Below are 19,974 nucleotides of genomic sequence, written 5' to 3'. Positions count from 1 at the left end.
CGGCGTCCGGTGCGCGGCCCGCTAGGCCTGGGCCGGGTCCTCGCCGAAGACGTGGCCGCGCTGCTCGGCGTAGAACTCCGCCTCCGCGGGCTCGGGCCGGTCCTGGCCGTTGAGCAGCCGGTGCCACAGCGGGTAGTAGGCGGGCAGCTGGGACGCGGACGTGATCCGGTCCCGGGCCTCCTGCGGCAGCGTCAGCTCGGCGGCGTCGAGGTCCTCCTGCAGGTGCTCGAACCGCCGGGCGGCGATCACGGTCCCGTCGATGCCCGGGCGGCCCAGGATCCAGGAGATCACCACCTGGGGGATCGTCCAGCCCAGCTCCCGGGCGATCTCGTCGAAGAGCTCGATCAGGTCGTAGGCCCGGTCCCGGTCCACCACGTGAGGCTCCGGCCAGCCGGTGCCCTGCCGCGTGTCGGACGGGGTCTCGGTCCCGCGGCGGACCTTGCCGTTGAGCAGCCCCTCCCCCAGCGGGCTCCAGCCGAAGGTCGCCAACCCGAGGTCGCGGGCGGCCGGGACGATCTCGTACTCGATCTCCCGGGCCTCCGGGGTGTAGTAGGCCTGGTGGGCCACCGGGCCCTCCAGCCCGGCCAGCCGCGCCTCGTAGACCGTCTTGGCCAGCTGCCAGCCGTTGTAGTTTGACACGCCCCAGTAGCGGATCTTCCCGGCCCGGATCAGCTCGTTGGCGGTGGCGATGGTCTCGGTGATCGGGGTCTGCCCGTCCCACTGGTGCAGGTAGAGCAGGTCGAGGTGGTCGGTCCTCAGCCGCTTCAGGCTGTCCTCGACGGCCCGGGTCACGTGGATCCGGCTCGCGCCGCCGTCGTTGGGGCCGTCCCCGGTGGGGGTGCGGGCCTTGGAGGTGAGGACGACGTCGTCCCGCTTGCTGCCCAGCACCTCGCCCAATACCCGCTCGGCGTCCCCGCCGGAGTACAGGTTGGCGGTGTCGATGAAGTTCACGCCGCGGTCCAGGACCTCGTCGATCTGCCGGCGGGCCTCGTCCGGGCCCAGCCCCGCGATCTTCTCGAACCCTCCGCCGGAGCCGAAGGGGATGGTGCCCAGGGCCAGCCGGGAGACGTACAGGCCGGAACTGCCGAGTCGGGTGTATTCCATGGAAGGACTCCTCTGCTCGTGGTGCGGTGCTGCTGCTTCCTGCCGGTGCCTTCCGCGGGCGGCCGGCGGACCGGGCCCGCGGGGCACGGTATGAGGCAACGCCGGACCGGGGCTCAGGAATTCCGGGAGCGCGCCTCGGCGGTCGTCAACCGGTGGGCGAGCGTGGTGAACTCGCCCACCGCCTCGGTCCAGTCCTCCAGGAGCGCCCACAGGCTCAGGCCCTGGTGCCGGCGCTGCTCGATCCGGTCCGCCACGGCGGCGAAGACGGCCGAGCGCAGCTCGGTGTTGATGTTGATCTTGCCGATGCCCGCCAGCGGCGCGCGGACCAGCATGGTCTCCGGGATCCCGGAGGCGCCGTGCAGCACGAGCGGGGTCCGCTCGGCGGCCTCGCAGATCTGCTCCAGACGGCTCCAGTGCAGCCGCGGGGTGCCCCGGTAGTGCCCGTGCACGTTGCCCACGGCCACGGCCAGCAGGTCCGCCCCGGACCCGTCCAGGAACCCGGGGACCTCCCCGGGGTCGGTCATGCCGCCGGCCTCGGAGGTCATGGCCGCGTCCTCGTCCCCGGGGAGGCTGCCGAGCTCCGCCTCGACCACCACGCCGGGGCCCACGAGCTCCCGGGCGCGGGCGACGAACGCGGCGTTCGCGGCGGCGGGCAGGGCGGAGCCGTCGGCCAGGACGGCGTCGGCGCCGGCCGCCACCGCGTGCTCGATCAGGTCCAGGTCCACGGCGTGGTCGAGCTGGACGCACACGGGGGTGGCGGCGTCGTCGGCCAGTGCGCGCAGGGCGGTGACGAGGCGGCGCCCGCCGGTCCCGGCGGCGGCCTTGGGCGGGACCAGCAGGATCACCGGGCGGCCCGCCCGCTCGCTGGCCTCCACCACGGCCTGGGCGGTGGTGAAGTCGTAGGTGCTCAGCGCCGGCACGGCGGTGTGGGCGGCGAGGGCGGAGGTGACGACGTCGAGCAGGTTGGCGCGCATGGGCACAGTCCTTCGGGATATGCGGTCAGCGGTCGGCCGGGGAGATGTCCCCGAGCACGTAGGTCTTCAGGTCGGCGAGCGTCTGCTGCATGTGCTCGTCCATGGCCTGCCGGGCCCGGACCGGGTCGGCGGAGGCCAGCGCGGAGACGATCTTGCGGTGCTCGGCGACGGCGTGGGCCTGGATCTCCGGCACCCGGGACGTCTGGGCCCGCCGCTCCGTGAGCACCCGGTGCAGCGGCTCGAACAGCACCGCGATGAACACGTTGCCCGAGGCCTCCAGGATCCGCTCGTGGAAGCGCAGGTCGGCGGTCACGAAGGCCGCCACGTCCTGGACGCGGTGGGCGTCCTCCATGGCGTCGGCGTCCCGGGCCAGCCCGTCCAGCTCCTCGGCGGAGAGCCGCCCGGCGGCCAGCTCGCAGGCGCCGGACTCCAGGAAGCGGCGCAGCTCGATCAGCTGCACGGCCGCCGCCGCGTCGTCCTGCCCCTCCGAGACCGCCCGGATCACGGCCTCGAGGGACGCCCACCGGGACAGGGGGTTCACGAACGTGCCGCGCCCCCGCTCCACGCGCAGGATGCGCTGGGCGCCCAGGGTCTTGATCGCCTCCCGGACGGTCATGCGGCTGACCTGGTGCTCCGCGCTGAGGTCGATCTCACCGGGCACCACCGACCCGGGCGGGAAGTCCCCCGCGATGATCCGGTCGAGGAGGGCGTCGGCGACCTGGTCGACCAGGGACGGGCGGGCCATGGTGCTCCTCCTCGGTGCGGTGGACGGCTGGCAGCGGCACCGGTGCACGCTCCCGCCTCTGGGGAGAAAGCCTAGCAACCGGGCCATGTCAGATGTCTGGCCTTCTCCCGGGGAGAGGCCGAGCGTTGACCACGTGTCCTGCCTCACATAATATGTCTGACATCTGACAGATAAACGTTGGTCCTGGAGTCCCCGGGCCATGACCGGCGCTGACGCTCCCACTCCGATGTCCCACTCCAATGTCCTGCCCCGATGTCCCGCCGATTGGAGATCCTCGCATGACCACACCGCGCACCCTGCTCGTGCTCGACGACGACCCCACCGGGTCCCAGTGCGTCCATGACGTCGACGTCGTCCTCGAGCTCGACCCCGCCCCCGTCCTCGACGTCGTCCGGAACCCCGGGCGCACCTGCTTCGTGCTCACCAACAGCCGCGCCCGCCCGGAGGCCGAGGCCGTGGCGATCAACACCGAGCTCGTCTCGGCGGTGCTGGGACGCCTGAAGGCCGAGGGCCTGCCACTACCCCACCTGGTCTCCCGCAGCGACTCGACCCTGCGCGGGCACGTCATCGCCGAGCCCACCGCCCTGGCGGACGTGCTCGCCGGGCAGGGCGTGGCGGTGGACGGGTTCCTCTTCGCCCCGGCCATGATCGAGGCCGGCCGCTACACCGAGGACGACGTCCACTACGCCGTCCTGCAAGGGAAGCCGATGCCCGTGGGCGAGACCGACTTCGCCGCCGACGCCACCTTCGGCTACTCCTCCTCCGACCTCAAGGACTTCCTCGTGGAGCGCTCCGGCGGGTCGCTGGAGCGGGACGCGATGCTGTCCATCGGCCTGGAGGACATCCGCACCGGCGGAGCGGCCGCGGTCGCGGACATCCTGCGCCGGGCGAAGGACCGGGCCTGGGTGGTCGTCAACGCCACGAGCTACGCGGACCTGGACACGGTGGCGCAGGCCCTGGCCGTCCTCGAGGCCGAGGGCCGCACCTTCGTCACCCGCTGCGGGCCCTCCTTCGTGCGCCCGCTGGCCGGTCTCACCGGCTCCCGCGAGCTGGACCCCGAGGACATCGTGGTCGGCCCCGGGCGGCTGCCGCACGGACTCGTGGCGGTCGGCTCCCACGTGGGGCTGACCAACCGCCAGCTGGCCGAGCTGCGGACCCGGCGGGAGCTCTTCGAGGTGGAGCTGGACGTGCCCACCCTGCTCGACGACGACGCCCGTCCCGGTCACGTGGCCGACGCGGTCACGCGGATCGTCGAGGCCCTGGCCAGCCGCGACGCGGTGGTGTGGACCAGCCGCGAGCTCGTGCGCACGGAGGACCCCGACGAGTCGCTGGCCATCGCCCGCTCCGTCTCCGACGCCCTCGTGGAGGTCGTGCACGGGGTGGCCCGGTCCCGCCCGGCGTGGGTCGTGGCCAAGGGCGGGATCACCTCCCACGAGGTCGCCCACCGGGGCCTGGGCATCCGCCGGGCGAGCGTGACCGGCCAGTTCTTCCCCGGCCAGATCTCCCTGTTCCAGCCCACCGACGCCCCGGACACCACCCAGGGCGGACCCTACGTGGTCTTCCCCGGCAACGTGGGCGGGGAGTCCGCCCTCGCCGACGTCGTGGACGTCCTCGACCGGGCCGCCGAGCGCGCCCGGTCCACCGCACACCCCCGCACCTCTGATCCCCAGGAGAACCCGTCATGAGCACACCCCTGTCCGTCGGCTTCCTCGGCCTCGGCGCCATGGGCGCCCCCATGGCCCTCACCCTGGCCCGCGCCGGCTTCCCCGTCCGCGGCTTCGACGTCTCGCCCCGCGCCCGGGAGCACGTGGGCGAGGCCGTGGCGCTGCTGCCGGACCCCCGCGAGGCGGCGGCCGGCGCGGACGTCGTCGTCGTCATGGTCGCCACCGGGGCCCAGCTGCACGACGTCCTGTTCGGCGAACGCGGCATCGCCGGGTCCCTCGGCCCGGACACGGTGCTGCTCGTGATGGCCACCGTCGGTCCCCAGGCCGTGGAGTCCTGCGCGCAGGGCCTCGAGGCCCGCGGGGTGCGGCGGATCGTCGACGCGCCGGTCTCCGGGGGAACGGCACGCGCCGCCACCGGCGAGCTGCTCGTGATGGTCGGCGGTGCTGAGGAGGACGTGGCCGTGGTCCGGCCGCTGCTGGACGCGATGGCCGCCAACGCGCCCCTGGTCGGACCCCGGGTGGGGGACGGGCAGCGCTTCAAGGTGGTCAACCAGCTGCTGTGCGGCGTGCACATCGCCGTGGCCGGCGAGGCGCTGGCCCTGGCCGACTCCATGGGCCTGGACCCCGCGCAGTGCCTGGAGGTGCTCTCCACCGGGGCCGCCACGTCCTTCATGTTCGAGGACCGCGGCCCGCGGATGCTGCAGGGCGATCAGGCCGAGGTCCGCTCCGCCCTGGACATCTTCGTCAAGGACATGGGCCTGGTCACCGACGCCGCCCGGGCGGTCGAGCAGCCGGTGCCGCTGGCCTCGGCGGCCGAGCAGCTCTACGTGCGCGGCCGCCGCGAGGGCCACGGCCGGCACGACGACTCCTCGGTCTTCGACATCCTTCGCTCCCGGTAGCCCCGCCCCCGGCAGCCCCGGGCCCCCGGCCGGTCAGGCCCGGGGGCCCGGGGCGGCGACGAGCTCCTCGCGCATCTGCGCCACCGCCGCGCGGATCGCGGCCATCACGGCCTGCACGGCCGGGCGGCGCAGCAGGTCCGACCGGGAGACCACCCAGTACTCCACCGGGAACCACAGCTCCTCCGGGAAGAGCCGCACCAGCTCCGGGACGCGCTCGGCGAGGTAGCAGGGCAGCAGCCCGATCCCGGCCCCGGCCCGGGTGAGCTCCACGTGCACCACCGAGGAGGTGGCGCCCACGCCCTGGCGCATCCGCGGGAAGCGCCGGCGCGGGATGTCGAGCTCCGCGACGTCCTGCATGGAGTCCACGAAGTAGATCAGCGGGTGCTCCTGCACCTGCTCGGGCGTGCGCAGCGGCGGGTGGGCGGCGAGGTAGTCCTGGGAGGCGTAGACGCCCAGGGAGTAGTCGGCCAGGTGGAAGGCCTCCTTGCGGGAGACCTCCGGGCGCCCGACGACCACCTCCAGGTCGATGCCCACCGGGTTGGTCTGCGCCCGCCGGGCGGCGTTGATCATCTCCAGCCGCACCCCGGGGTGCTCCTGGACGACCTGCCGCATGGCCGCGCCCATGACCACGCCCCCGAACCCGTCCGGGGCCAGCGCCCGCACCACGCCGCTGACCGAGCTGCCGCGCCCGCCGGGCCCCAGGGGGAGGGCGTCCACGGCGTGCTCGATCTCCTCGCCGGCGGCCACGAACGTCCGGCCCAGCTCGCTGGGCTCCCACCTGTCCCCGGAGCGCACGAGCAGCCGGGCGCCCACGGCCCTCTCGAGCCCGGCCATCCGCCGCGACACGGTGGTGTGACTGAGCCCGAGGTCCGCCGCGGCCCCGGCGTAGGACCCGTGGCGGGCCACGGCGAGCAGGAGCAGGAGGTCGTCAGCGCCGTGTGACAAGGGGCTTCTCCTCCGGAGCGGAGCGCAGCACGGATGACTGCGCGAATTCGGGCGTCGTGTGCATTTTTGCACAGGCGCCGCGAGCGCATGGTCATTGTGAAGCGCACCACAGATCCGCACACTGTAGGCAAACAATGTGACCACAGTCACCGTTCACCCAGCAGCAGGAGAAACCCATGAGCACTGAGGACAGGGTCGCCGCCTCGGCGGACCCGAACGACTCGCCGGAGAACCGGGGCGGGCTGAAGAAGGTCGTGGCGGCCTCGATGGCCGGCACGGTCGTGGAGTGGTACGAGTTCTTCCTCTTCGCCACGGCCTCCACGCTGGTCTTCGGCCAGCTGTTCTTCGTGGACACCGGCAACCCGCTGGACGGCATCCTCAAGGCGTTCCTGATCTACGCGGTGGGCTTCATCGCCCGCCCGCTGGGCGGCATCGTCTTCGGCCACTTCGGCGACAAGTACGGCCGCAAGCACCTGCTGCAGATCTCGATCGTCATGGTCGGCGCCGCCACCTTCCTCATGGGCTGCCTGCCCGGCTACGACCAGATCGGCTACTGGGCCGCGGCCATGCTGGTGGTGCTGCGCTTCGTGCAGGGCTTCGCGGTGGGCGGCGAGTGGGGCGGGGCCGTCCTGCTCGTGGCCGAGCACTCCCCCAACAAGGAGCGCGGCTTCTGGTCCAGCTTCCCGCAGGCCGCGGTGCCGCTGGGCAACCTGCTCGCCACCATCGTGCTGCTCACCCTCTCCTTCACCCTCTCCGAAGAGGCGTTCCTCGCCTGGGGCTGGCGCGTGGGCTTCTGGCTCTCGATCGTCATCGTGGCCATCGGCTACTACATCCGCACCCACGTGACCGACGCCGCGATCTTCAAGGAGGCCCAGCAGGAGGTCCTCGAGAAGAAGTCCGCCGCCTACGGCGTGGGCGAGGTCTTCCGCCGCTACCCGCGCGGCGTCTTCGGCGCCATGGGCCTGCGCTTCGCGGAGAACATCCTCTACTACGTGGTGGTGACGTTCTCGATCACCTACCTGTCCACCCAGAGGGACGTGGACACCAGCCGGATCCTGCTGCTGCTGCTGATCGCCCACGTCATCCACGCGATCTGCGTGCCGCTCGTGGGCCGGGCCACCGACAGGGTGGGCCGCCGCCCGATGTACGCCGCCGGCGCCGCACTGGGCGCGGTCTGGGCCTTCGTCGCGTTCCCGATGTTCAACACCGACAACAGCTTCATCATCCTCGCGGCCATCACCCTCGGCCTGATGATCCACGCGCTCATGTACGCCGGGCAGCCGGCCATCATGGCCGAGATGTTCCCCACCCGGATGCGCTACTCCGGCGTCTCCCTGGGCTACCAGGTGACCTCGATCGTGGCCGGCTCGCTGGCCCCGATCATCGCGACCGCCCTGTTGCGCGAGTTCAACTCGTGGGTGCCGATCGCCGTCTACATCGCCGCGGCCTGCCTCGTCACCCTGATCGCGGTGGCGACGCTGCGTGAGACCAAGGGCATCTCCCTCCAGGACGTCGACGCCGAGGACCGGCGCCGGCTCTCCGAGGAGAAGGCCGCCCAGGACCGGATCTCCTGATCCCCGCCGCCCCGCACCGCCCGCGCCCAGCGGCGGACCGGTTCCCCGGTCCGCCGCTGGGCGCGCTGTGCACGCCCCCCGCCGCAGTTCACGACCATGCAGTTCACGACCATGCAGTTCACGACCATGCAGTTCACGACCATGCAGTTCACGACCATGCAGTTCACGACCATGCAGTTCACGACCTCGCTGAAGGGAACACACGATGACCACCATCACCTGGATCGGCCTCGGCCACATGGGCAACCCGATGTCCGCGAACCTCGTCCGGGCCGGCCACGAGGTCCGGGGCCACGACGTCAGCGCCGCCGCCATGGCCGCCGCCCGGGACAGGGGCGTGCAGACGTTCGACAGCATGGAGGAGGCCCTCCAGGGAGCGGAGGTCGTGTTCACGATGCTGCCCAAGGGCGAGCACGCCCGGGCGGTCTACCTCGGGGACACCGGCGTCATCGCGCTCGCGCCGAAGAACGCGCTGCTCGTGGACAGCTCCACGATCGACGTGGAGACCGCGCTGGAGCTGCACCGGGCCGCCCGGGAGGCCGGCTTCCGCTTCGTGGACGCCCCGGTCTCCGGCGGGATCAGCGGCGCCGCCGCCGGCACCCTGACGTTCATGGTCGGCGGGGAGGCCGACGACGTCGCGGCCGCCTCCGCCTGCATCGAGCCGATGGCGCGCAAGATCGTGGCCACGGGCGAGGCCGGCACCGGCCAGTCGGCCAAGATCGTCAACAACATGATGCTGTTCATCTGCCTCGAGGCCTGCGCCGAGGGCTCCGTGCTCGCCGACCGGCTGGGTCTGGACCCGAAGGTGTTCTGGGACATCGCCTCGGTGTCCTCCGGCAACTCCTGGGCCCTGCAGACCTGGTACCCGGTGCCCGGCATCGTGGACTCCGCCGCGGCGAACAACAACTTCGAGGCGACCTTCAGCGCGACCCTCGCCGCCAAGGACGCCGGCCTGGCCCTGATGGCCGGCGAGCAGACCGGCGTGCGGCTGCCCGCCGCGGAGCTCGTGGCCGAGCGGCTGCAGCAGCTCATCGACGAGGGCTACGGGGACAAGGACTGCTCCCTCATCACCAAGTACGCCGCCCCGGACGGGAAGATCGCGGGCTGGGACCCGGAGAAGGCCTGAGCGGCGACCACACACCAGGAGGACATCATGCAGGACACCAAGCAGAGCGCCGAGGTGCGCGCGCAGCAGGACGCCGAGCAGGGCGCCCAGGACCCTCGGGGCGCCGGGGAGGTCATCGAGCACTTCATCGACGGGAGGCGCCACGGCGGCTCCGAGCGGACCGCGCCCGTCTACAACCCCGCGACCGGGCAGGTGGCCAAGCAGGTGCTGCTGGCCTCGGCCGAGGAGGTCGCCACCGCCGTGGAGACCGCCGAGGCCGCGCTGCCCGGCTGGCGGGCGACCAGCCTGGCCAAGCGGACCGCGATCATGTTCAAGGTCGAGAACATCATCCGGGAGCGCACTCCGGAGCTGGCCGAGATCGTCACCGCCGAGCACGGCAAGGTCCTCTCGGACGCGGCCGGGGAGATCGCCCGCGGGCTCGAGAACGTGCAGTTCTGCACCGGGCTGATGCACCACCTGAAGGGCGAGCACCTCGAGCAGGCCGCCACCGGCGTGGACGTGCACCAGATCCGCCAGCCGGTGGGCGTGGTCGCGTGCATCACCCCGTTCAACTTCCCGGCCATGGTGCCGCTGTGGATGATCACCACCGCGATCGCCGCCGGGAACACCGTGGTCCTGAAGCCCTCGGAGCGGGACCCCTCCGCCTCCGTGTGGATCGCCGAGGCCTTCGCCGAGGCCGGCCTGCCCCCGGGCGTGCTCAACGTGGTGCACGGGGACAAGGTCGCCGTGGACGAGCTGCTGACCAACCCGCTCGTGAAGGCCGTGTCCTTCGTGGGCTCCACCCCGATCGCCCAGTACATCTACGAGACCTCGGCCGCCCACGGCAAGCGCGTCCAGGCGCTGGGCGGGGCGAAGAACCACATGGTGGTCATGCCGGACGCCGACCTCGACGGCGCGGCCGACGCCGCCGTCTCGGCCGCCTACGGCTCCGCCGGGGAGCGCTGCATGGCCATCTCGGTGATCGTGGCCGTGGGCGACACGGCGGACCCGCTGATCGAGAGGATCACCGAGCGGGTCGGGAAGCTGACCATCGGCCCGGGCACCGACCCGGCCTCGGAGATGGGCCCGCTCATCACGGCGCAGGCCCTGGAACGGGTCAACGGCTACGTGGCGGGAGCGGAGGCCGAGGGCGCGACCGTCGTCGTCGACGGCACGAAGCAGGAGTTCGAGGGCGACGGCTTCTTCACGGGCGTGTCGCTGATCGACCACGTGAAGCCGGGGATGAAGGTCTACGACGAGGAGATCTTCGGCCCGGTCCTGTCGGTCGTGCGGGTCGGCAGCTACGACGAGGCCGTGCGGCTGATCAACTCCAACCAGTTCGCCAACGGCACCGCCGTGTTCACCCGCGACGGCAAGACCGCCCGGGAGTACCAGTTCGACATCGAGGTGGGCATGGTGGGGATCAACGTCCCGATCCCGGTGCCGATCGGCGCGTTCTCCTTCGGCGGCTGGAAGAAGTCCCTGTTCGGCGACACCCACATGTACGGGCCGGAGTCGTTCAACTTCTACACCCGCCGCAAGCTGGTCACCACCCGCTGGCCCGAGCCCTCGGAGTCCCAGATCAACCTGGGCTTCCCCACCCACTGACGGCGCCCCGCAGGGCCCCTCTCCCCGACTGGCCCCGGGCGCCCCGGCCGGCCACGGCATGCCGTGGCCGGCCGGGGCGCTCGCGCACGCCGGGCCCGCCCGGGCGGGATCAGCACGCTGCGGGAGCGGCGGGAGCAACCGGTCACGTGCGCTCGGCCCGGGGCGGGAGCGGCGTCGTCGTCGGCCGGCGGCCTCGTTAGGCTGGGAGGGCCCCCGCCCCCGTCCCGGAAGGACGCCCGTGAAGTCGATCGTCGCGAGCCTGCTCGTGCTGGCCCTGGTGCTCACCTCGGCCGGGGTGCTGCTGACCTCCCTGGACGCCCAGGAGTGGCTGCCCACGGTGGTGCTCGCCGCGCTGGCCTACCTCGGGACCTTCGCGCTGTACCGGCGGATGCGGGACCGCTACGTCAACCGGGAGGACTGAGCCCGGCGGGGCTCAGCGCTCCCGGCGGGCGCGGCGCCAGGCCCGCCACGCCCCGGTGGACCACAGCGCCCACACGACCAGCAGCGGCTGGAACAGCAGACGGACCGCCCGGACCCGGTCGGTGTCCAGGCCGAAGGCGTCGGTGCGCGTGAGGTACTGCGAGACGTTGCCGGGGAACACGGCCACGAAGAACGCCGCCACGACCCAGCCGACGGCCGCCCGGTGCCGCCGCAGCACGAGCAGCGCGACCCCGAGCACGATCTCGACCACTCCGGAGACCAGCACCACGGCGTCCGCGGGCATCGGCAGCCACGGGGGCACCTGGGCGGTGAACTCCTGCCGGGCGACCGTGAGGTGGCCGATGCCCGCACCGAGCAGCACGAGGGCCAGGGCCACCCGGGCAAGCGTGCGGGGGACGGACGTGGCGGGGGCGCCCGGCCGGGCGGAGGAGGACATGCCCGGAGGCTAGCAGTCGCCCCCGGCCGCCCCCGCGGCCAGGCACCCCGGAGGTCGGGCGCCCCGAGCAGCCGGGCGACCGGAGGCCCCGCACGCCCGGGCGGCCGGGGATGCTCGGGAGCGGTCAGGAGCGGTCGAAGTCGGCCTTGCGGATCAGCCCGTGCACGCCCACCGTGCGGTCCACCACCTGGGAGATCGCGAAGTCCGCGGCGGCCGAGAGGTAGGCGTAGGCCACGGCCCGCTCCATGCCCCTGTCCTGCTCGAGGAAGTCGAGGGCGTTGAGCACGGCCCGGCGCATCGCCACGTCCAGGTCGGAGTTCTGCTCGCCGCCGCCGGCGCCGTCCGGGTCGGAGAGCCCGATGGGGATCCAGTGCTCGGCGGTCTCGGCGAAGGGGTAGTGGTGGGCCACGGACGGGGCGTCCCCCTCCCCCGCGCGGCAGACGGTGAGCCGGAAGGTCCCGCGCAGCGAGCCCTCCATCGCGGTGAGCGCCACCTCGCCGTCACCCATGGCCATGTGCGGATCACCGATGTAGAACAGGGCGCCGTCGGTCTGCACGGGCAGGTAGAAGGTGGAGCCCACGCCGAGGTGGCGGATGTCGATGTTGCCGCCGCCGAGGGTGGGCGGGATCGAGTTCAGCAGGTCGTCGGTGGGCCCGGCGCCCCGCTGGTGGGCGACGCCCATCATGCCCATGAAGGGGCGCAGCGGGAAGCGCACCGCCCCGCCGGCCATGACGCCCTGGCCGTGCTCGACCGGGGTGAACGTGGAGACGTTGCCGTACTCCTCCGGGTTCCCGGTGGCCCGGCCGTCCGTGCCCACCGCCGGCAGGATGTCCTCCACGAGGAGGTCCGCCACCGGGCCCCCGCGGGCCGGTCCCGGGAGCGCGCCCTTGCCGTGCCGGCTGGAGACCACCCCGTACGGCACCCGCAGGTCCGCGCGCAGGGTCTCGACCTTCAGGACGTCACCGGGGCGGGCCTCCTCCACGAACACGGGTCCGGTGACCACGTGCGGGCCGTCGCGGTCGAAGTCCCGCTCGGTGCGGTCGTAGTCGCGGGCGATCTCCACCGCGTCGTCGAGCACCCGGGACCGCGGAACGCCCTGCCCGGCGAAGAACTCCACGGGGTCCCGGCCCTGGTCCTCGAGGATCCCCTCATGGGAGACGGCGTCGATGGTGACCGTCCGCCCGGAGCGCATGCGCAGCGCGGGTTCGGCGTCCACGGACGGCACATAGCCCCACAGGACGCGGTCGACCTCGGAGGGCAGGTAGTGATCGCCGGGGATCGGGCCCCGTCCCGGCTGGAGGACCGTGCCGCGGAAGCCGGGACGCCCGCCCCGTCCCGCGGCGTGCCCGGCGGCGTGCCGGCCACCGGCGCCCGGGGCGGCGGCTGCGGCCCCCGCGCCGGTGGTGGTGACGGCGCCGGCGGCGGCCACGCCGGCGGCCACGCCGGCGGCCGCGCGGAAGAAGGTGCGCCGCCCGAGGCCGCGCTGGAGTTCGTCGGCGGCTCGTCGTGCCAGGTGCTCACGCATGGGTGGTCTCCCGAGGTCGGATGCGGGTGCGTCGAATGACTACGACCTTAGGGAGACGGTGTTACGGGTTCGGCGCCCCGGTGTTTCCGCGCCGTGACGGCGCGGGGGTTGGACAGGTCACCGGGCGCCCCGGCCGTGGTGCTCCGACCGGCGGCAGGCAGCCCGACCTCGTCGTCGGAACCGCGCACGGACGCCCGCGTGACCTGCGTCACCCACAGTAGGGGCTCGGGCGCGGTCGTGGTGAGTGCATGCGCAATATGACCATTGCAACTGCACACGCCGAGGAATCGGCGTGTGTTCCGGCTGTCTCAGGCGAAGTCGGCCTTGCGGATCCGTCCGTGCGCGCCGACCGTGCCGTCCCCCAGGCGGGTGACGGCGAACTGGGCGGTGGCCGAGAGGTAGGCGTGGGCGATCGGCCGGTCCATGCCGCGGTCCCGCTGCAGGAACTCCACCCCGGCGCTCACCGCCCGGTGCATGGCCGTGGTCATGCAGAAGGACCGCGCGTCGTCCCCGGCTCCGGCCTGACCCGCCGGCTCCTCGGGCGCCTCGACGCGCGAGTGCCCGACGACGATCCAGTGCTCGTCGGTCTCGGCGAACGGGTGCCGGTGGGCCACGGAGGGCAGGTCCTGCGTGCCGGCCGGGCACACGGTGAGACGGAAGGAGCCCTGCGGGTCTCCCTCGGCCGAGCCCAGGGCCCGGCAGAGCTCCCGGGGGCAGAAGGCCGTGCCCTGCGTGCGGACCGGCAGGTATGCGGTGCATCCGGACTCCAGCGGTGCGCTCCCGCCGGCCAGGCCCAGCACCTCGACCCGCAGCACGTCCCCGGGCCGGGCGGCGGCGAGGAACGCCCGGCCCGTGGCGAGGTGCGGGCCGGCGCCGTCGAGGGCGGGGATGTCCTCGTGCTCCTGCGCCGGGTACGGCGCGGGGACGGACGGGACGTCCGGGGCGCCGGGAACCGTGGCGGCAGGCTCGGGACGCCGGAACCCGGGCACGCCGATCCCGGAGGACGGGTGCGCGGCGCGCGCGGCGGCGGCACGGGCCCGCGCCCGCTCCTCCTCGGTGCCGGCGGGTTCCACGGTGCCGGCGGGTTCCACCGCGGTGCCGCCCACCACGCGGAGCGCCCGCCGCCGCGCGTGCGGCAGGGAGGGCGCGGGTCCTGGTCCGGCGTGCTCGGTCATGGGTGCTCCTTGGGGGCGGGGCGGGTGCTGCTCCGAACTGTAGGAAAGCCGTGTTACTGCACCGGGCACGGGACGTTTCCGAGACGTGACGGCGCCCATAACGAGACGAAGCATGCCACGGACCGGCGCACAAGCCCCATAGATGACGATTGCGACGAGGAGGCGGCCCTTCCGCCTCCGCGGCACGCCATAGTCTGGCGGGATGGAAGTCCACAAGGCCCAGGCGTTCCTCGCCGTCGCCGAGGAGCTGCACTTCGGCCGGGCGGCCAAGCGCCTGCACATGGCGCAACCACCCCTGAGCCGGCTGATCCGGCAGCTGGAGGCCGAACTGGGCGCCACCCTGTTCGAGCGCAGCACCCGCCACGTGACGCTCACGCCCCAGGGCGAGGCCCTCCTCGAACCGGCCCGGGAGCTGGTCATGCTGGCCCGGCGGATCAAGGACGTGGTCCGCAAGTCCCAGCAGGGCGAGATCGGGCGGGCCCGGCTCGGCTTCGCCGGGGCCTCCGTGAACCAGGCGGTGGGCGAGCTGGCGCGGCAGGTCCGCCGGCTGCGCCCGGGGATCAGCCTGGAGCTCTACAGCTCGCAGTTCTCCCACCTCGGCCTGCAGAAGGTCCTGGACGACTCCCTCGACCTGGTGATCGGCCGCTGGGACTTCCTGCCCGCGGAGGTCGACTCCCGGCTGGTCGCCCTCGAGGAGCTGCTCATCGCGCTGCCGGAGAGCCACCGGCTGGCCGACCGCGAGACCGTCGACGTCCAGGACCTGGCCGAGGAGGCCTGGATCGTCCTGCCCGGAGGGGCCGGGGCCACGCTGCCCAACCGGCTGAACACCCTGGCGATGAACGCCGGCTTCGTCCCGCGGATCGTGCAGGTGGCCCCGGACTCCTGGACGCTGGTGGTGCTGGTGGGCGCCGGGATGGGCATCTCCCTGATCCTCTCCAGCGTGCGGGACAACGTGCCCTCCCGGGGTGTGGTCTACAAGCCGCTGACCCGGGAGCAGAAGCCCGTGGAGGTCCGGCTCATCTGGCGCCGGGGGGACCCCAATCCCGCCCTGCAGTCGGTCATCGAGATCTCCGAGACGGTGTTCCCCGCACCCGCCGACTCCTCGGTCCCGGAGGACCCGCTCCCGGCGCCGTGACCCCCCGCTCGGGGGACACGACACCGGGGGACACGGCACGGGGCCACGCCGCCGGGGACTCCGGCACCGTGGCCCCGTACCGGGCGGCTCAGCTGAAGGCCGAGATCCCGGTGATGTCCCGGCCCACGAGCAGCGCCTGGATGAAGTCGGTGCCCTCGTAGGTGGAGACGACCTCCATGTCCGTCATGTGCCGGATGACGTGGTTCTCCAGCAGCAGCCCGTTGCCGGCGAGCAGGTCGCGGGCCTCGTTGCAGATCCACTTGCCCTTCTGCGCGGTGGCCATCTTCACCATCGAGGCCTGCGCGTTGGACAGCTGCCCCCGGTCGGCGAGCTCGGCCATCCGGTCGCACAGCAGCTGCATGGCGGTGAGCTCGCTGAGCATGTTCGCCAGCCGGGACTGCACGAGCTGGTAGCTGCCGATCGCGTGGCCGAACTGCTTGCGGCGGGAGGCGTAGTCGGCGGCGATCTCGAACGCGGCCATCGCGTGGCCCACGGCCTCCCAGGCGGCGCCGCCGCGGGTGGCCTGCAGCACGCGGGAGACGTCCTTGAAGGACCGGCAGTGCTCCAGCCGGTTGGCCGCGGGCACCCGCAGGCCCTCCAGCACGATGTCGGCCTGCTGGATCGCCCGCTTGCCGACCTTGCCGGTGATGACCTCGGGCCGGTAGCCGGCCGGGTGCTCGCCGGCGTCGGTCTTCTCGACGACGAAGGCGTTGACCTTCCCGTCCTCGGTGCTGCGCGCGAACAGCACGACGACGTCGGCCGCGTGCCCGTTGCCGATCCAGCGCTTGTGCCCGTCGATCACCCAGCAGTCCCCGTCCCGGCGGGCGGTGGTCTCCAGGGCCACCGAGTCGGAGCCGTGCTCGGGCTCGGTGAGGGCGAACGCCCCGGTCTTCTCCAGCCGGGCCATGGCCGGCAGCCAGCGGTCCTTCTGCTCCTCGGACCCGAGCATGTTCAGCGCGCCCATGCACAGGTTGCCGTGCACGCCCAGGAACGTGTTGATGCTGCCGTCCACCCGCGCCATCTCGCGGGCGACCATCCCGGCGGCCTTCCGGCTCATCCCCGGGCAGCCGTGGCCCTGGATGGTGGTGCCGATGATGCCGAGCTCAGCCAGGCCGGGCAGCAGCTCCCACGGGAACTCGGCACGCTCCCAGTAGTCGTTGATCAGGGGCAGCACCTGCTGCTCGGCGAAGGCCCGCACGCGGTCGCGCACGGCGATCTCCTCGGGGCTGAGGTCGTCGTCGAGCCGGAAGTAGTCGGAGGTCGCGGCGCCGGCGGGAACGGCCTCCGGGGACGCGGTCGAGGGAGCGCTGGAGGTGGTGGTCATGGTCGGTCCTTTCGTCGGCGGGTCGCAGGACCCGCGGTGGTGGGAAGGGGCGGGGGCGCCGGGGCCGGCTCAGGGCCCCGGGTGATCCGCAGCAGCAGGAGCAGGCCCAGGGCGGCCACGGCGAGCGCGGGAAAGACGAACAGGGAGGCGCCGGTGGCCCAGGCCAGGGAGACCGCGGAGTAGCCGGCGGCCATGGAGAGGAAGCGGATCATGTTGTGGATGCCCACGGCGGCGCCGGAGCGGCCGGCGGGCGAGAGGACGAGCTCCGTGGCCGCCGCGCTCTGGGCGAGGGCGATGCCGATCCCGGCGAGCACGAGGCCCAGCACCACCAGGGACACGACCACCCAGCGGGCCACGCCCAGCCCGGAGGTCGCCATGGCCACGGTGACCACGGGGGCGGCCAGCACGACCAGCGCGACGCCGCGGCCCAACTGCACCCGGCTGCCCAGCCGCCGGCCGATCCGCGCGGCGGCGGGGCCGGTGGCCGTCATCGCGAGCGCGAGCGTGAAGACCACGACGCCGATCTGCGCCGGGCCCAGCCGCAGCTCGGCGCCGAGGAACAGCGGCACGGCCACGATGGCCACCGCCAGGGTCCCCATGGCCAGCCCCGCCCCGGCCGCGGCCGTGAGGTAGGCCGGGTCCCGCAGCAGGGCGGGGTCCAGCAGGGGCCGGGGCGCCGTGCCGTCCGCCGCCGACCGGCGGGCCCGGCGCCGGGAGAGGTGGGCGAACAGCCACCAGCCGAGCACCGCGCAGGCCGCGAGCAGCGCCACCGCGGTCCACGGGCCGGTCTGCCCGGCCAGCAGCACGGCGGTGGCCGTGGAGCCGCCGCCCACCACGAGCCAGGCCATCGCGGCCACGTGCATGGGCGGGCGGCGCCGCCCGACCTTCGGCATGGACGCCGCGAGCAGGGCCATCAGCACGAGCACCAGCCCGGCGTGCACGAGGAAGACCCAGCGCCAGCCCAGCGCCTCGGTGAGGAGCCCGCCGAAGGGCGGCCCCACGGCCTGGCCCACGCCGATGGCCGAGGCCCACGCGCCCATGGTCTGCGCCGTGCGCTCCGGCCAGGTGCTGACGAGGGCGGCCTGCACGCACGGCGGGATCGCGCTGCACGCCGCGCCCTGCACCGCGCGGGCGGAGACCAGGGTCTCCAGGCCGGTGGCCGAGGCCGCCGTGAGCTCCGCGAGCACCATCACCCCGAGCGCTGCGATGAGGAAGACCTTCACCCCGAGCCGGTCGCCGAGCCAGCCGGCCAGCGGCACCGCCGTGGCCATGGCGATCGTGAAGGCGCTCACGGCCAGGACGGACTGCTGGGCCGTCATGCCCAGATCCGTGCGGATCACCCACAGCGGGGCGTTGATGACGTTCGAGGACATGGTCCCCAGCGCGGTGGTGGCCAGCAGCGCCGGATAGGCGATCCGCCCCGCGCCCCGTCCGGGCCCCGCCGCGGCGCTCATGCACGTGCGGTCACGGAGCCCGGCGCCGGGGCGGGATCCGGCGCCGGCCCGCGCCCCGTCCGCGGGGCCGGCTCGGACTCCCGGACCGCTGCGGCCCGCTGCTCCGGTTCCCGGGCCGGCTCCGATCCCGGGGACGGTGCTGGGCCGCGCTCCGGGTCCGGGTCCGCCCCGGAGGACCGCTCCGGATCCTGCTCCGGGTCCGGGTCCGGGTCCGGGACGACCAGGCCCTCCAGGACCGTGCGCACCCCCTCCGGCAGCGGCACGGACCGTCCGGTGGCCGGGTCCGTCTGCACGAGCACGGTGCGGGCCCGGGCCGCGGCCCGGCCGTGCTGGCGCAGCTCGTAGGCCACGGTGTAGGAGGAGCGGCCGAGCCGGGCCACCCAGACGTGGGCGGTGAGCTCCGGGCCGTGGTCGATGGGCCGCAGGTAGTCCAGGGACAGGGACACCACCACCCGGGGGCGGGCGGGGTCCGGGACGCCGTCCTCCCCCAGCCAGTCGGCGACGGCCGAGAGCCGGGCCTCCTCGATCAGGGTCACCACGCGGGCGTTGTTGACGTGCCGGTTGAGGTCCTGGTCGGACCAGCGCACGGGCAGCACGGTGCGGTGCACGGCGCTCATGACGCCTTCCGGACCGCGGGCCGCCCGCGCTCGAGCCAGGCCAGGACCCGGTCCCGGTCGCCGTCGAGCCGCGGCGGGGCCTGCGTGTAGTCGACCGGGGTGCGGCTGAACTCCACCGGGTGGCGGACCGTGGGGATCTCGCGGTCCCCGGACCCGGCGAGGACCACCGGGTCCAGGCCGAGCCCCTCCGCGAACCGGACGCCCTCGTCCACCCCGAGGATCGGGGCGCAGGGCACCTGCACGGCCTTGAGCCGCTCGAACCAGTCCTCGGCGTCCCGGGCGGCGAGCCGCTCGATCATCAGCCGGCGCAGCTCCACCCGGTTCGCGTTGCGCGCGGAGACCGTGCGGAACCGCTCGTCCTCGGCCAGCTCCGGGGCCCCGAGGCACCGGCAGAGCCGGGCGAACTGCCCGTTGTTGCCCACGGCGATGACGATGTCCTTGTCCCGGGCGGGGAACGGCTCGTAGGGGTAGAGGCTGGGGTGCTCGTTGCCCATCCGGGTGGGCACGCTGCCGCCGGCCACGTAGGCGGCGGACTGGTTGACCAGCCCGGACAGGGCCGAGGTGAGCAGGTTCAGCTCCACGTGCTGGCCCGCCCCGGAGGCCTGGCGCTCGTGGAAGGCGCCCAGGATGCCGGTGGCCGCGTGCAGGCCCGTGATGACGTCGAACAGGGCAACGCCGGCGCGATACGGCTCACCGTCCTGGCTGCCGGTGAGGCTCATCATCCCGGAGAGGGCCTGGGCCAGCAGGTCGTAGCCGGGCAGGTCCGCGCCGCCGGCGGTGCCGAATCCGGTGATCGAGGCGTAGACGAGGTCCGGGCGCCACGCGCTGACGCTCTCGTAGTCGAGGCCGTAGCGGGCCAGCCCGCCGGGCTTGAAGTTCTCCACGAGGATGTCCGCCCGGGCGACGATCCGCTCCACGACCTCCAGCTGCTCCGGGTCGGCGAAGTCCAGGGCGATCGAGTGCTTGTTCCGGTTGACCGAGAGGAAGAAGGTGCTCTCCCCGTCCCGGTGCGGCGGCACCCACGCACGGGCGTCGTCCCCGGCGGTGGACTCCACCTTGATCACGGTGGCGCCCATGTCCGCCAGGAGCATGGTGCAGTAGGGGCCGGCGAGCACCCGGCTGAGGTCCGCGACCACCACCCCGGCGAGCGGGCCGGTGCCGGGGCGGCCGAAGATCTCCTGCAGGACGCGCAGGTCCTCGAACTGGCTCATGTCGTCTCTCCTCGTGGTTCGGTGGGTGCGGCGCGCGG

18 protein-coding genes are annotated in these 19,974 nt (G+C 73.5%); 7 read left to right on the top strand and 11 right to left on the bottom strand.

Going from position 1 to position 19,974, the window contains the following annotated elements:
* Positions 1-21: 21 nt before the first annotated feature.
* The 3 genes from PU704_RS12695 to PU704_RS12685 all read right to left on the bottom strand — a co-directional run bounded on the left by PU704_RS12695 (position 22) and on the right by PU704_RS12685 (position 2,823).
* Positions 22-1,104, bottom strand: a complete 1,083-nt coding sequence (locus PU704_RS12695) for an aldo/keto reductase (protein ID WP_047802274.1) — start codon at positions 1,102-1,104, stop codon at positions 22-24.
* 113 nt (positions 1,105-1,217) lie between these two features.
* Positions 1,218-2,078, bottom strand: a complete 861-nt coding sequence (locus PU704_RS12690) for a class II fructose-bisphosphate aldolase (RefSeq protein WP_047802275.1) — start codon at positions 2,076-2,078, stop codon at positions 1,218-1,220.
* 25 nt (positions 2,079-2,103) lie between these two features.
* Positions 2,104-2,823, bottom strand: a complete 720-nt coding sequence (locus PU704_RS12685; RefSeq protein ID WP_277551605.1) for a FadR/GntR family transcriptional regulator — start codon at positions 2,821-2,823, stop codon at positions 2,104-2,106.
* Between the two features lie 278 nt (positions 2,824-3,101).
* On the opposite strand from PU704_RS12685, the gene PU704_RS12680 reads away from it, so the two are divergent.
* Positions 3,102-4,508 (top strand): four-carbon acid sugar kinase family protein, encoded by a 1,407-nt coding sequence (locus PU704_RS12680; protein ID WP_277551604.1) that lies wholly within the window; start codon positions 3,102-3,104, stop codon positions 4,506-4,508.
* Positions 4,505-5,386, top strand: a complete 882-nt coding sequence (locus PU704_RS12675) for an NAD(P)-dependent oxidoreductase (protein ID WP_277551603.1) — start codon at positions 4,505-4,507, stop codon at positions 5,384-5,386. The genes PU704_RS12680 and PU704_RS12675 overlap by 4 nt, the downstream gene beginning before the upstream one ends.
* 33 nt (positions 5,387-5,419) lie before the next feature.
* On the opposite strand, the gene PU704_RS12670 is transcribed toward PU704_RS12675, so the two are convergent.
* Positions 5,420-6,331 (bottom strand): LysR family transcriptional regulator, encoded by a 912-nt coding sequence (locus PU704_RS12670; RefSeq protein WP_277551602.1) that lies wholly within the window; start codon positions 6,329-6,331, stop codon positions 5,420-5,422.
* Between the two features lie 176 nt (positions 6,332-6,507).
* On the opposite strand from PU704_RS12670, the gene PU704_RS12665 reads away from it, so the two are divergent.
* The 4 genes from PU704_RS12665 to PU704_RS12650 all read left to right on the top strand — a co-directional run bounded on the left by PU704_RS12665 (position 6,508) and on the right by PU704_RS12650 (position 11,039).
* Positions 6,508-7,905: an MFS transporter gene (locus PU704_RS12665; RefSeq protein ID WP_277551601.1), complete on the top strand. Its 1,398-nt coding sequence runs from the start codon at positions 6,508-6,510 to the stop codon at positions 7,903-7,905.
* A gap of 205 nt (positions 7,906-8,110) precedes the next feature.
* A complete protein-coding gene (gene mmsB, locus PU704_RS12660) occupies positions 8,111-9,031 on the top strand; it encodes a 3-hydroxyisobutyrate dehydrogenase (RefSeq protein ID WP_075871167.1) in 921 nt (306 codons plus the stop codon).
* 27 nt (positions 9,032-9,058) lie between these two features.
* Entirely contained in the window at positions 9,059-10,618 is a 1,560-nt protein-coding gene (locus PU704_RS12655; RefSeq protein ID WP_277551599.1) for a CoA-acylating methylmalonate-semialdehyde dehydrogenase, read from the top strand.
* 238 nt (positions 10,619-10,856) lie between these two features.
* Complete coding sequence (locus PU704_RS12650) at positions 10,857-11,039, top strand: hypothetical protein (protein WP_277551597.1); 183 nt, start codon at positions 10,857-10,859, stop codon at positions 11,037-11,039.
* A gap of 12 nt (positions 11,040-11,051) precedes the next feature.
* On the opposite strand, the gene PU704_RS12645 is transcribed toward PU704_RS12650, so the two are convergent.
* From PU704_RS12645 to PU704_RS12635, 3 genes are all read right to left on the bottom strand, one after another.
* Positions 11,052-11,495, bottom strand: a complete 444-nt coding sequence (locus PU704_RS12645; protein ID WP_277551596.1) for a DoxX family protein — start codon at positions 11,493-11,495, stop codon at positions 11,052-11,054.
* Positions 11,496-11,619: 124 nt separating this feature from the next.
* Complete coding sequence (locus tag PU704_RS12640) at positions 11,620-13,020, bottom strand: acetamidase/formamidase family protein (RefSeq protein WP_277551595.1); 1,401 nt, start codon at positions 13,018-13,020, stop codon at positions 11,620-11,622.
* 308 nt (positions 13,021-13,328) lie between these two features.
* Positions 13,329-14,195 (bottom strand): hypothetical protein, encoded by an 867-nt coding sequence (locus tag PU704_RS12635; protein ID WP_277551594.1) that lies wholly within the window; start codon positions 14,193-14,195, stop codon positions 13,329-13,331.
* Positions 14,196-14,397: 202 nt separating this feature from the next.
* Between PU704_RS12635 and PU704_RS12630 the strand changes: the two genes are divergently transcribed.
* Complete coding sequence (locus PU704_RS12630; protein WP_277551593.1) at positions 14,398-15,330, top strand: LysR family transcriptional regulator; 933 nt, start codon at positions 14,398-14,400, stop codon at positions 15,328-15,330.
* Positions 15,331-15,418: 88 nt separating this feature from the next.
* Here the strand turns inward: PU704_RS12630 and PU704_RS12625 are convergent, their stop codons facing one another.
* From PU704_RS12625 to PU704_RS12610, 4 genes are read right to left on the bottom strand one after another with little or no spacing between them, the layout of a single operon-like run.
* A complete protein-coding gene (locus PU704_RS12625) occupies positions 15,419-16,654 on the bottom strand; it encodes an acyl-CoA dehydrogenase family protein (protein ID WP_277551592.1) in 1,236 nt (411 codons plus the stop codon).
* The gene (locus PU704_RS12620; RefSeq protein WP_277551591.1) at positions 16,651-18,108 is read right to left on the bottom strand and encodes an MFS transporter; all 1,458 of its coding nucleotides are present in this window, start codon (positions 18,106-18,108) and stop codon (positions 16,651-16,653) included. Before PU704_RS12620 ends, PU704_RS12625 begins: the two co-directional genes overlap by 4 nt.
* Positions 18,105-18,725, bottom strand: a complete 621-nt coding sequence (locus tag PU704_RS12615) for an acyl-CoA thioesterase (protein WP_277551589.1) — start codon at positions 18,723-18,725, stop codon at positions 18,105-18,107. Before PU704_RS12615 ends, PU704_RS12620 begins: the two co-directional genes overlap by 4 nt.
* Positions 18,722-19,936, bottom strand: coding sequence for a CaiB/BaiF CoA transferase family protein (locus tag PU704_RS12610; RefSeq protein WP_277551588.1), 1,215 nt, complete (start codon positions 19,934-19,936; stop codon positions 18,722-18,724). Before PU704_RS12610 ends, PU704_RS12615 begins: the two co-directional genes overlap by 4 nt.
* Between the last annotated feature and the right edge of the window lie 38 nt (positions 19,937-19,974).

This window comes from Kocuria oceani (genome assembly GCF_029524215.1).
Classification (GTDB): domain Bacteria; phylum Actinomycetota; class Actinomycetes; order Actinomycetales; family Micrococcaceae; genus Kocuria; species Kocuria oceani.
Note: the sequence above shows the minus strand (reverse complement) of the source record. Positions and strands in the feature narration are given on the sequence as shown.